11 protein-coding genes are annotated in these 11,541 nt (G+C 37.7%); 8 read left to right on the top strand and 3 right to left on the bottom strand.

Annotation, left to right across the window (positions count from 1 at the left end; all coding sequences use genetic code 11):
• Nucleotides 1-185 precede the first annotated feature (185 nt).
• Nucleotides 186-827 carry a phosphatase PAP2 family protein gene (locus ACE198_RS14490; protein WP_098574607.1) on the bottom strand — a complete coding sequence of 214 codons (642 nt, stop codon included), beginning with the start codon at nucleotides 825-827 and terminating at the stop codon, nucleotides 186-188.
• Nucleotides 828-1,162: 335 nt separating this feature from the next.
• On the opposite strand from ACE198_RS14490, the gene ACE198_RS14485 reads away from it, so the two are divergent.
• Entirely contained in the window at nucleotides 1,163-1,555 is a 393-nt protein-coding gene (locus ACE198_RS14485) for a thiol-disulfide oxidoreductase DCC family protein (protein WP_375376028.1), read from the top strand.
• Between the two features lie 91 nt (nucleotides 1,556-1,646).
• Nucleotides 1,647-2,837 (top strand): M14 family metallopeptidase, encoded by a 1,191-nt coding sequence (locus ACE198_RS14480; RefSeq protein ID WP_375376027.1) that lies wholly within the window; start codon nucleotides 1,647-1,649, stop codon nucleotides 2,835-2,837.
• Nucleotides 2,838-3,012: 175 nt separating this feature from the next.
• Here ACE198_RS14480 and ACE198_RS14475 read toward each other — a convergent pair whose 3' ends face one another.
• Nucleotides 3,013-3,567 carry a GNAT family N-acetyltransferase gene (locus ACE198_RS14475; protein ID WP_375376026.1) on the bottom strand — a complete coding sequence of 185 codons (555 nt, stop codon included), beginning with the start codon at nucleotides 3,565-3,567 and terminating at the stop codon, nucleotides 3,013-3,015.
• 751 nt (nucleotides 3,568-4,318) lie between these two features.
• Between ACE198_RS14475 and treP the strand changes: the two genes are divergently transcribed.
• The 5 genes from treP to ACE198_RS14450 all read left to right on the top strand — a co-directional run bounded on the left by treP (nucleotide 4,319) and on the right by ACE198_RS14450 (nucleotide 10,312).
• On the top strand, nucleotides 4,319-5,743 hold the full coding sequence (gene treP, locus ACE198_RS14470; protein ID WP_251459875.1) for a PTS system trehalose-specific EIIBC component: 1,425 nt from the start codon (nucleotides 4,319-4,321) through the stop codon (nucleotides 5,741-5,743).
• A 79-nt stretch (nucleotides 5,744-5,822) separates the two neighbouring features.
• Complete coding sequence (gene treC / locus ACE198_RS14465; RefSeq protein WP_251459877.1) at nucleotides 5,823-7,490, top strand: alpha,alpha-phosphotrehalase; 1,668 nt, start codon at nucleotides 5,823-5,825, stop codon at nucleotides 7,488-7,490.
• 14 nt (nucleotides 7,491-7,504) lie between these two features.
• Nucleotides 7,505-8,218 carry a trehalose operon repressor gene (gene treR, locus ACE198_RS14460; RefSeq protein WP_251459879.1) on the top strand — a complete coding sequence of 238 codons (714 nt, stop codon included), beginning with the start codon at nucleotides 7,505-7,507 and terminating at the stop codon, nucleotides 8,216-8,218.
• Nucleotides 8,219-8,342: 124 nt separating this feature from the next.
• Entirely contained in the window at nucleotides 8,343-9,020 is a 678-nt protein-coding gene (locus tag ACE198_RS14455) for an SOS response-associated peptidase (RefSeq protein ID WP_375376025.1), read from the top strand.
• A 257-nt stretch (nucleotides 9,021-9,277) separates the two neighbouring features.
• Complete coding sequence (locus ACE198_RS14450; RefSeq protein ID WP_251459883.1) at nucleotides 9,278-10,312, top strand: ion channel; 1,035 nt, start codon at nucleotides 9,278-9,280, stop codon at nucleotides 10,310-10,312.
• A 42-nt stretch (nucleotides 10,313-10,354) separates the two neighbouring features.
• Here ACE198_RS14450 and ACE198_RS14445 read toward each other — a convergent pair whose 3' ends face one another.
• Nucleotides 10,355-10,792, bottom strand: coding sequence for a GNAT family N-acetyltransferase (locus ACE198_RS14445; protein ID WP_251459885.1), 438 nt, complete (start codon nucleotides 10,790-10,792; stop codon nucleotides 10,355-10,357).
• A gap of 134 nt (nucleotides 10,793-10,926) precedes the next feature.
• Between ACE198_RS14445 and yyaC the strand changes: the two genes are divergently transcribed.
• Nucleotides 10,927-11,520, top strand: coding sequence for a spore protease YyaC (gene yyaC / locus ACE198_RS14440; protein ID WP_251459887.1), 594 nt, complete (start codon nucleotides 10,927-10,929; stop codon nucleotides 11,518-11,520).
• The last annotated feature ends 21 nt before the right edge of the window (nucleotides 11,521-11,541 follow it).

Raw genomic sequence — 11,541 nt, 5'->3', positions numbered from 1 at the left:
ACATGGAAAAGTCCAGAAATGGCCTAGATATAGGTATAGGAAAGGTCAAAATTTTGCTCTTACGAGCAAAAAAACCATAAAAAGGCATTCGATTAAGCTCATCGAATGCCTTTTGTCTACAATCTGAGAGTGTCTAGAGACACTCTTTTTATTAGAAAGAATTAATACCTTATTAAGTTAACAAACTATTTTTCTTTAACAAAAGCTGTTTCTGTTTTTTGGTTAAATGATAATAATTCGAAAGCAATCCCATAAAGGAATGTAACAAGGAACATGGAACCAATCATATCGAAAATGACATGCTGCTTTACAAATAACGTTGAAACGATAATTAAAGTACCAATGATATGAATACATAAATGGTGAATGACGTGTTTATCTTTTATATGAAGTGAAGCAAGCATGATTGTAAAAGTAGTAAGCACATGGATACTTGGGAAACAATTAAAAGGACGATCATGGTCATAAATCCATTGAACCATATTATTAAAGTAATTATCCCCAACAATGGTTGGTCTTGGAACTGTTGTTTGGAAAAAGAAATATATAACAAAACAAATTAACTCTCCCACAACAATTAATATTAACGTCTTTAGGTATACTTTTGTGTCCTTAAAACAAAAGTATACAAGATAACCAAAGATATATGCATACCAGATGACATAAGGAATGATAAACACTGACAAAAACGGAATCGCATGGTCTATTGAAGTACTAATATCGATCGATCTATGTGAACGGGAATTTAATAATTCATATATTTTGGCCAAAGCGGGAATGACCAGCAGGAAAAGTAAGTAGGGAGCTCTTTTTATTATATTCTTCAAGCAAGGTCCCTCCTTTAATAAATTGATAAATTTCTAGATAACTAACATGAATTTGTCGAACACATTCCATAATACCATAAAAATCGTGGAATGATAAACATAATATCAAAAATCTCAAAGCCATCATTAAATCCCATACCTCCGCCCCCTTCTAACTCTGTACAAATGAAGATAAACTAAATAATTTTGGTCTCTTTTCCAATATATAGGATGGATTTCCCGTTTTGCAAGAATATTTTTAATATTAAAAGAATCAAAATACCTATATGAGCGACCAGTTTAAGAAATATGCTAAACTAAGGAAAACATACAAGAAGAAAATTGGAGGTGAAACTTTGGAACGGATCATTTTATTTGATGGAGTTTGTAATCTTTGCAATAACAGTGTGCAATTTATAATAAAAAGAGATTCCATTGGCTTATTTAAGTTTGCTTCTCTCCAAAGCGAGACGGGCCAGTCACTTTTAAAAAAGCATGGCTTAAACAATGATTTAAAGAGTTTTGTCCTCCTAGAAAATGACAAATTTCATATCAAATCAAGTGCAGCACTCCGGGTTTGTAGTAAGCTAGGCAAAGCATGGCCCTTATTATCGATCCTCCGGTTCCTCCCCCCTTTTTCAAGGGACTTTCTTTATGACATTGTGGCAAACAATCGATATAAATGGTTCGGAAAAAAAGAGAGCTGTATGCTTCCATTGCCTGAATGGAGGGAAAGATTTTTAGATTAATGGATCGCCTGGGCACTTTAATTCTAACTAATATTTTATTCCCTAAAGCATAGATATAATTAAACAATTTTTTTAAAGCAGGTGGGCATAAATGGAGATTGTTGTTAGACAAGGAGATTCATTATGGCATTTCAGCCAGATGTTTCAGGTAAATTTACAACTCATTAATGATTCCAATCCAAAGATTGATCACAATATTCTTACTGTTGGCCAGAAGGTACAGATCCCTGGTTTTGTTGCTAAGGAATATCAGATTCATCGAGGAGACTCCTTATGGAGCATTGCTCAAAAGATGAACCTCCCTCTAGAAGCAATGGAGTTAATTAACCCTGAAGTAAAGGCAGCAACCCTAAGTCCGGGCCAAACCATAAAAGTTCCAACCAGGATAAACTGGAGATTAGTTCAAAATGGACAAAAATATGATTACAGTCAACTGCAAAAAGATATCAATAAATTACATGAGATATATCCATTTTTACAAATTTCAAACATTGGAAAGACCGTACTCGGAAAAGAAATTCCTGAGATCCTGATTGGAACAGGTGAAAAAAGGGTTCATTATAATGGTTCTTTTCATGCTAATGAATGGATTACTTCATTGGCGATTATGACTTTTTTAAATGATTACCTATTATCCTTAACAAATCATCAACCTATTCGAGGACTAAATGCTTCTCCCCTCTACCAACAAAGTACTTTATCAATTGTCCCTATGGTAAATCCAGATGGAGTCGAGCTCGTTTTAAATGGACCACCCGATAAGGAAGAATGGCAAAAAAGAGTGATTGAATTTAATAAAGGAAGCACAGACTTTACAGAATGGAAAGCAAATATTAGAGGTGTTGACCTTAATGATCAATTCCCGGCTAGATGGGAATTAGAGAAAGCGCGTAACCCAAATGAACCTGGACCACGGGACTATGTGGGCGAAAAACCATTATTAGAGCCCGAAGCCATTGCGATGGCAAATCTGACAAAAGAACGGGATTTTACACGAGTGCTGGCCTTCCATACACAGGGAGAGGTTATCTACTGGGGATTTGAGAATCTTGAGCCTGCTGAGTCTGAGGTGATCGTCAAGGAATTTAGCCGGGTCAGTGGATATGAACCGGTGAAAACCATTGCTAGTTACGCTGGTTACAAGGATTGGTTTATTCAAGACTGGCAGCGAACAGGCTTTACAATTGAGCTCGGTCGTGGTATCAATCCACTTCCATTGTCCATGTTTGATGACATTTATAAAAAGTCACTGGGAATTTTCTTAGCAGGACTTTATATGTAAGTGAGGAGGCTGAAGAAATCCAGCCTCCTCTCTCTTTATTTAAGTAGATTTTGTATGATTTATATCCCAAATGACACCATAATTAATTACCCATTCGATGAAAACCTCAGTATTTATTTACAACACATCCCACAAAAAGACCCTGCTTAACAAAAAATTATTTTACAGGTCCTGATTATGCCCCTTGATACGATGCCTTATGGAACCTTTCAATATACTTAAACAGTTCCTCACCTTGTTTAGGTATATTGGTGTCAGGCACCAATATTAAATACATAGCACGATAGGATTCGGGGACCCATATGTAATGGTGTATGTATTCTGTCATGGTGAAGCCGCATTTTTTCCAGAATTGGTTTCTGGCTAGTGTTTCGGGTGTCTCCTCCGATTCGACTTCAATCACTATACTTCTCGCATTTCCTTTGGTCAGTGCCCATTTTTGGATATACCGCATCATTTCCATGCCAATCCCACGATGCTGCCAATTGGAATCAACAGCAAGATAATCAATGATTAAAGCATCGGTGCCTTCCAGTTTACCTGTTACTGCCATGGCCACTACCTGATTCTCCACGATCCCGATATGTAAGGAACAAAGTTGTTTGCGAAACATATTGCGAATGATTTTCTCCGGCTTTGCTCCCTTTCCATCGAAAGCCCGGTGGTATATAGGGCTGATTTGATTCTTCCATAATTGTGCATCCCATTTACTAATTGTATTAAATTCCAATGGCTGTTTGCCTCCTGTGCCTCTCATATATTACCAAAGTACCCAGGAATCTTGATTTTTATAAAAAAACGCTAATCGTAACTTTGTTGCTGTGTTCGATTCGTGGCCAATAGGACAGCATTCGGGATTTCAAAGACAAGCGTGTCCGAACACCGGTCGTATTCGGACAGCTCAAGGGATTTCAAAGGCAAGTGTGTCCGAACATCGATTGTCTTCGGACAGCATTCGGGATTTCAAAAACAAGTGTGTCCAAATTATAATTCCTTCTGTAGATCTTTATGATTAAATCGGTTCCATAAACAACAATATTACGAAAACAGCCATAAAAAAGAACCTTTGAATGAATTCAAAGGTTTAAATGAGAACTTGGTGGTCTATGCCAAGTCCCTAATTAGGAGGTCTAAACTCAGAAGAATTTAAACATCTTTATATTAACATTTTCTAAAAATTCTATCAATCATTATTGCTTTAAAGTGAGAAAGTGAGACGAAAGGCACAGAAAAAAACAAGAAATTCCCTTTTTCTAAATTGAATTTTCCTAATTGGTTTTACCGTTTTTTGTAATATTTAAAAAATATAAATTCACCATTGACACACTTGTATATACAAGTTAAAATGAAAACGTAATCACAACTTGTATATACAAGCAGCTGAAGCTAAATGAAAACGTAGCCACAGTCTGTATACTAAGTGAATAAAAAATAGAAGATAAAAAATGGGGTTTTACCCATTTAAACAGGGGGAAAGACAAATGTCGAACTACACAGATCCATCAAAAGATCTATTAAAACACATTGGAGGCAAAGAGAACATTGCTGCGGTCACTCATTGTGTGACAAGAATGCGCTTTGTTTTAAACGATCCAAGCAAAGCCGATGTTAAGGAAATCGAATCAATTAAACTTGTAAAAGGTACATTTACTCAAGCTGGACAATTCCAAGTCATCATCGGGAACGAAGTATCTAGCTTTTATAATGAATTTGTCAAAATTGCTGGTGTGGATGGCACTTCTAAAGAAGAAGCAAAAGTAGCCGCACAACAAAATATGAATTGGCTGCAACGCATGATGGCCCACCTTGCAGAGATCTTCACACCTTTAATCCCTGCCTTAGTTGTAGGTGGTTTAATCCTTGGCTTTAGAAACATCATCGGAGATATCAAATTACTTGAAGGTGGAACAAAATCAATTACCGAGGTTTCTCAGTTCTGGGCGGGCGTTCATGCCTTCCTCTGGTTGATTGGTGAAGCGGTATTCCACTTCCTTCCAGTCGGCATTACCTGGTCGGTTACGAAAAAAATGGGTGGTTCGCAAATCCTTGGGATCGTCCTTGGTATTACACTCGTATCTCCGCAATTGCTTAATGCTTATGGTGTGGCAGATGCAAAAGAAATTCCTTTCTGGGATTTCGGTTTTGCCAAGATTAAAATGATTGGCTACCAGGCCCAAGTAATCCCAGCGATTTTAGCCGGATTAGTACTAGCATTCTTAGAAACTAGATTACGTAAAATTGTTCCGAATTCCATTTCCATGATTGTCGTTCCATTCTTATCTTTAATTCCAACAGTGTTAATTGCTCATACCGTATTAGGACCTATTGGCTGGAGTATCGGTTCAGGAATTTCTCATGTGGTGTATTCTAGCTTAACTTCAGCATTTGGCTGGATTTTTGCGGCAATCTTCGGATTTGCTTATGCCCCACTGGTTATCACTGGTTTACACCATATGACAAATGCGATTGACTTACAATTAATGAGTGAGCTTGGCGGTACAAACCTATGGCCAATGATTGCTCTATCTAATATCGCCCAAGGTTCTGCTGTTCTGGCGATGATCTTTATTAATCGTAAGGATGAAGAAGAAAAACAAGTTTCGATCCCAGCAGCGATCTCTTGTTACTTAGGAGTAACAGAGCCGGCAATGTTCGGAATTAACTTAAAGTATGGCTTCCCATTCCTAGCTGCAATGATTGGTTCTATGATTGCAGGCGTTGTCTCCGTTGGCAGCCACGTTATGGCGAACTCTATCGGTGTCGGTGGTATTCCTGGATTCTTATCAATTCAGGGGCAGCATATGGCAATGTTCGCGATTGCCATGGTAGTAGCCATTGTAGTTCCATTCATGCTAACGGTTGTCTTTGCTAAAACACGCATGAATAAATTTTCTTTAAAAAAATAACAGCAAAATCACATAGTTTGGAGGGGGACATCCTCCCTCCTTTTCCTCATTAGATTACTTTATAGGCAGGTGCTGAAAAATGACAACAGACTGGTGGAAAAAAGCAGTCATTTATCAAATTTATCCGAAAAGCTTTAATGATACGACCGGAAATGGGACCGGCGATATTAAAGGCATCATTGAAAAATTAGATTATCTAAAACAACTAGGTGTGGAAGTCCTTTGGCTTACTCCGATCTATAAATCTCCACAACGGGATAATGGCTATGATATCAGCGATTACTACTCCATTCAGGAAGAATATGGTACGATGGAGGATTTTGACTGCTTATTAGCAGAAGCCCACAAACGCGGCTTAAAAATCATTATGGATATCGTCATCAATCACACGTCAACAGAGCATGAATGGTTTAAACAAGCACGAAGCTCGAAGGATAACCCTTATCGTGACTTTTATATCTGGAAGGATGGCAAGAACGGCCAAGCACCAACGAACTGGGAATCAAAATTTGGTGGTTCGGCATGGGAATATGACGAGAACACCGACCAATATTACCTTCATTTATTCGATGTTACCCAAGCAGACCTTAACTGGGAAAATGAAAAAGTTCGTGCTGCCCTATACGAAATGATGCACTTTTGGTTAAAAAAGGGTGTCGATGGTTTCCGTCTTGATGTCATCAACTTAATCTCTAAAGACCAAAATTTCCCGCAGGATGACAGTGATGGCCGCAAATTCTATACAGACGGCCCAAGAATCCATGAATTTTTACATGAAATGAATGAACAGGTTTTTTCGAAATACGATATTATGACGGTTGGGGAAATGTCGTCGACATCCATCGATAACTGCATTAAGTATACGAACCCAACACAAGAAGAGTTAAACATGACCTTTAGCTTCCATCATTTGAAAGTCGACTATCCAAATGGTGATAAATGGACGAAAGCAGACTTTGACTTTCATTCCTTAAAACAAATCTTATCTGACTGGCAAGTGGGAATGAATCAAGGCGGCGGCTGGAACGCCCTCTTCTGGTGTAATCATGACCAGCCACGGGCTGTTTCTCGTTTTGGTGATGATCAAAAGTATCATAAAGAGTCCGCGAAAATGCTGGCAACTGCCCTTCATTTGCTGCAAGGTACTCCGTATATTTATCAAGGGGAAGAATTTGGAATGACCAATCCAAACTTTAACTCAATTGATGAATATCGGGATGTTGAATCGTTAAATATTTTTAATATCAAGAAAAATGAAGGCATGGATGAGCAGGAGATTATTGAAATCTTGAAACAAAAATCCCGTGACAATTCAAGAACTCCAGTGCAATGGAATGCAACCAAACATGCTGGCTTCACAAGTGGTACTCCATGGATTGAAACGGCTCGTAATTATCAAGAAATTAATGCGGAAAAGGCACTCAAAGATTCTAACTCTATCTTTTCCCACTATCAAAAATTGATTAAAATGAGAAAAGAGTATGATGTGATTACGGATGGAGAATATCAGCCGATTTCCAATCAGGATGATGCTGTATTTGCTTATCTAAGGACAAGTGGTACGGAACAAGTACTCGTCATTAATAATTTTTATGGCAAAGAGCATACCTTCGTCCTCCCTGCTCATTTACATCTTGAAGTAGATAATAGTGAGATGTTACTCTCTAATTATGAGGATTCGACTGCACTTGGCCAGGACATCTTATTAAGGCCATATGAGTCAATCGTGTACTACCTGAAAAGATGAACGGAGATGTCCTTATGACGAACAAGTATCTAACAATCTATAACATCATTGTGGAGCAAATTAAAAGCGGCGAGATCCCGCCCCAAACGCTTCTCCCCTCTGAAAACGAATTAAAAGATCAATTCGAGACATCCAGAGAGACCATCCGGAAGGCGTTAAATTTGCTCTCACAAAATGGCTATATCCAGAAAGTTAGAGGAAAAGGTTCGATTGTAATCGACATCAGCAAATTTGACTTTCCGATTTCAGGACTGGTAAGTTTTAAAGAACTTGCCAATAAAATGGGCAGTAAACCGAAAACGATTGTGAACGAACTTGAGTTAATCAAGCCGGATGGTTTTGTTAGACAACAGCTTCAACTCGGCAGTAAAGATCTTGTGTGGAAAGTCCTTCGGACAAGGGAAATGGGCGGTGAGAAAATTATCTTGGATAAAGATTTCTTAGCAAAAAAATACGTCCCTTCCCTTACAGAAGAAATTTGTGCTGATTCGATTTACCAATATATTGAAAATGAATTGAACTTGACAATTAGCTTTGCCAAAAAGGAAATTGTCGTGGAGGAGCCTTCATTAGAAGACAGAGCCCTACTGGACCTAGAGGGTTTTCACAATGTTGTCGTCATTAAAAACTTCGTATATTTAGATGATGCCACCCTCTTTCAATACACCGAATCAAGGCATCGTCCCGATAAGTTTCGATTTGTCGATTTTGCTCGCAGATCCCATTGATTTCAGTAAAGAAGACCGCTTTTCCATACTAGCGGTCTTCTTTTCATTTCTACTCGTTTGGAAAGGATTTTTATCCATTAAGTTTGCTACAATAGAACTATCCAAATCGTGAGGTGGAAATAATATGTGCGGCCGATTCACATTAACAGCAACGTTCGAAGAAATCATCGATCGTTTCGATATTCAAGCCTTTATGGAACAAGAAAATTATGAGCCAAGTTTTAATATTGCTCCCTCCCAGGCGGTCCTTGCTGTCATAAATGATGGGAAGTCTAATCGGATGGGATTTTTAAAATGGGGGTTAGTTCCGCCTTGGGCAAAAGATCCGGCCGTTGGCCATAAAATGATCAATGCACGCGCAGAAACTTTGGCCGAAAAACCAAGCTTTCGTAAAGCTTTCCAAAAAAAGCGCTGTCTAGTCCTTGCTGACAGCTTTTATGAATGGAAACGGCATGAGGATAAAAGCAAGACCCCCATGCGGATTAAACTAAAGTCCGATGATTTGTTTGCGATGGCGGGAATTTGGGAAGCTTGGAAATCTCCCGAAGGAAAAACACTCTATACTTGTTCTGTCATTACAACCGGACCAAATGACCTTATGAAAGATATTCATGATCGGATGCCAGTTATATTGAAACCAGAAGATGAAAAAATCTGGTTGGATCCATCCCTGTCAAATCCCAATGATTTAAATAAACTACTCGTCCCATTCGATGAAAGCCTGATGGAATCTTACGAAGTATCTTCCTTAGTTAACTCACCAAAAAATAACTCAATTGGGCTTATACAAAAAATTTGTTAGTCCATTTTAAAAAAATGGGCCCTTTTTTTAAAATTATTTTTTTTATTATGGACAGGTTTACTACATGCCTGTACATGCTGCTACATATGATGTACTAACCCATAAAAGTTTTCCTTCTTTAAGAAAGTGGTTCGTCCACTTTCCTTTTTTTTTGGAATTAAATAATCAAAACTTCTGGTAACACTTCATTAATCTACAAAAATAGGGAAATATAAGTCATATTTACTTGATATAGATAGGGTTGGATGTATATGGGGATGAAAATGAGAAAAATGCTTTATCATTTAATAAAGGTTCGGGATAAAATTTTTATCCCATTTGTCCTTTTATACATATTAATGGCAGCCTTAGGAATTTTACTTATCGAACCGAAAACATTTAAAACCTATATTACCTCTATTTATTGGGTTTTGACTACTCTGGCAACCGTAGGATTTGGAGACTATGCCCCCGTTACCCATGCCGGTAAAGTATATACAATCTTCTTGTATATCACAGGAATCGGACTTGTCAGCGTTTTTATTGGAAAAGTCATCAATTCAATCTATCTAATTGATAAAATGAAAGTTGGGGGCAAAATGAAATATACTGGTAAAAATCATATTATCTTGATTGGTTGGAGTGCGAAGTCTAAATTAGCTATTGAAGAAATATTAAAATCTGATAAAAAAATTGAAATTGTTATTATTGATAATTTAGAAAAAGCTCCATTGATGGAGAAGCGGCTATATTATGTGCGCGGTGATGCCACCGATGAAGAAACTCTCCTTAATGCAAATTTACCAAAGGCTACAGGAGTCATTATTTTTGCCGACCAAATCACTCAGGATAATTATGCAACCACAGATCCTGTTCTCATTGACGGAAAAACATTATTAATAGCAACCGCCATCACTACCATAGAAAAAGAATTAAATAAATCAATTCACGTCACTGCCGAGGTGATTCATCAAAAACACATCCGGTTATTTGAGCATGTAAATGTCGATGAGTTTATTCCTACTCAAGAAATGATCTCACACGCCGCAGTAAGATCCTTATTTTCCCACGGTGTCATACATATGTATTCTGAATTAATGAGCATTCAATATGGAGAAGCCATGTATGAAATTCCTACTCGACCTGAATGGAAGACCTACCGGGATGCCTTTGAAGACCTTTTGAATAAAGGGGCAACCCTAGTGGCAGACCGAGGTGACCTTCAAATAAATCAAAAGCTGGATAGTAATATCCCTGAAAATGCACAGCTTTTTGTGATTTGTGATAAAGAGACCATTTCCCTTCTCCAATAGAATGACCGCACACGAAAAGGATGCCACCACCGGCATCCTTTTTTAAATGGAATAATAATAAAAATAATTTGATTCTTTTTCAAAACCAATTTTTTCATAGAGCCTTTGTGCATTGTGATTTTCCTTACCTGTTTCCAGCATAATTCCTTTTGCTCCAGTTTCTTTGGCAAACTGAATCGCCCTATTTATTAATTGTTCTCCAGCGCCCTTTCCACGGTATTGTTCCTTCACATACAAATCATTTAGTACCCATGAGCGCTTCATACTTACCGAAGAAAAGGTGGGATACAACTGAACAAAACCAACAGGATGATTTCCTTCAACCGCCAAAAAAACAATAGATTCTTCGTTCATTAATCTAGCTTTTAGAAACTCTTGTGCACCCTCAAAATCAGACTTTTGCTCATAAAAGACCCGATATAAATCAAATAATTCAGTTAACGGTCCCAATTCATTCATCGTTGCTTTTTGAATAATCATCCGTAAATTCCTCCAGGTTTTTAATTTAATATAGAAGGATAATTTCAATAAATGCAGAATATTTAAACATGATCAAACAACTACGAAATTTGCTAGTTTACTACTTCGAATTTTGGGTCTTGGGGGAAATAAAGATGAACGCTATGAATGTTAGGCTCGATCTGTTTGAAAAAATTATTCCATTTAATCATAAGTTAGCGCCATTATTTATTCGTGACAGCTTACATTCGATTATTCCAGAAGGAACAGATCATATTTTCGTGATTGGAATAGGTTCAAATGTAATAAATGGTGACAGTCTTGGTCCATTTGTTGGTACCTTGCTTCATGATCTATATCCACAACACTTAACAGTAGTCGGGAATCTGCAGTCACCCCTAGATGGACAAACACTTGTCCCTAAGGTTTCACAGATTACTCTGCCCCAAAATAGTTTTGTCATTGCCATCGATAGTGTTCTCGGTTCAGAAAGAATCTTAAATTCCATCGTGGTTCGTGATGGGTCCCTCCTGCCTGGGTCCGGATTAGGAAAAAGTCTTCCCCCGATTGGAGACTGCAGCATTATGGGAGTTGTGTTGGAAAATGACCCAACATTAGAATGCTCTCTACTATCAACGAACCTTCATCTTATTTATACAATGGCCACAAATATTGCGAAAGGGATTTCCCTAGCTATAAGACAATACTATAAATATCCATCGTTCCATCCAATTTTGCAACAATGCTAAGAAGCGAATGTTCGTTTTTTT

It is taken from the genome of Neobacillus sp. KR4-4, from assembly GCF_042136325.1.
In the GTDB taxonomy this organism is placed as follows: domain Bacteria; phylum Bacillota; class Bacilli; order Bacillales; family Cytobacillaceae; genus Neobacillus.
This window is presented reverse-complemented; position numbering and strand designations above follow the sequence as displayed.

What these genes read in the sequence shown, in the direction of transcription:
- ACE198_RS14480 (WP_375376027.1), top strand. Translation starts at nt 1,647, where the DNA reads ATGGAGATTGTTGTTAGACAAGGAGATTCATTATGGCATTTCAGCCAG.
- treP (WP_251459875.1), top strand. Translation starts at nt 4,319, where the DNA reads ATGTCGAACTACACAGATCCATCAAAAGATCTATTAAAACACATTGGA.
- treC (WP_251459877.1), top strand. Translation starts at nt 5,823, where the DNA reads ATGACAACAGACTGGTGGAAAAAAGCAGTCATTTATCAAATTTATCCG.
- treR (WP_251459879.1), top strand. Translation starts at nt 7,505, where the DNA reads ATGACGAACAAGTATCTAACAATCTATAACATCATTGTGGAGCAAATT.
- ACE198_RS14455 (WP_375376025.1), top strand. Translation starts at nt 8,343, where the DNA reads ATGTGCGGCCGATTCACATTAACAGCAACGTTCGAAGAAATCATCGAT.
- ACE198_RS14450 (WP_251459883.1), top strand. Translation starts at nt 9,278, where the DNA reads ATGAAAATGAGAAAAATGCTTTATCATTTAATAAAGGTTCGGGATAAA.
- ACE198_RS14445 (WP_251459885.1), bottom strand. Translation starts at nt 10,792, where the DNA reads ATGATTATTCAAAAAGCAACGATGAATGAATTGGGACCGTTAACTGAA.
- yyaC (WP_251459887.1), top strand. Translation starts at nt 10,927, where the DNA reads ATGAACGCTATGAATGTTAGGCTCGATCTGTTTGAAAAAATTATTCCA.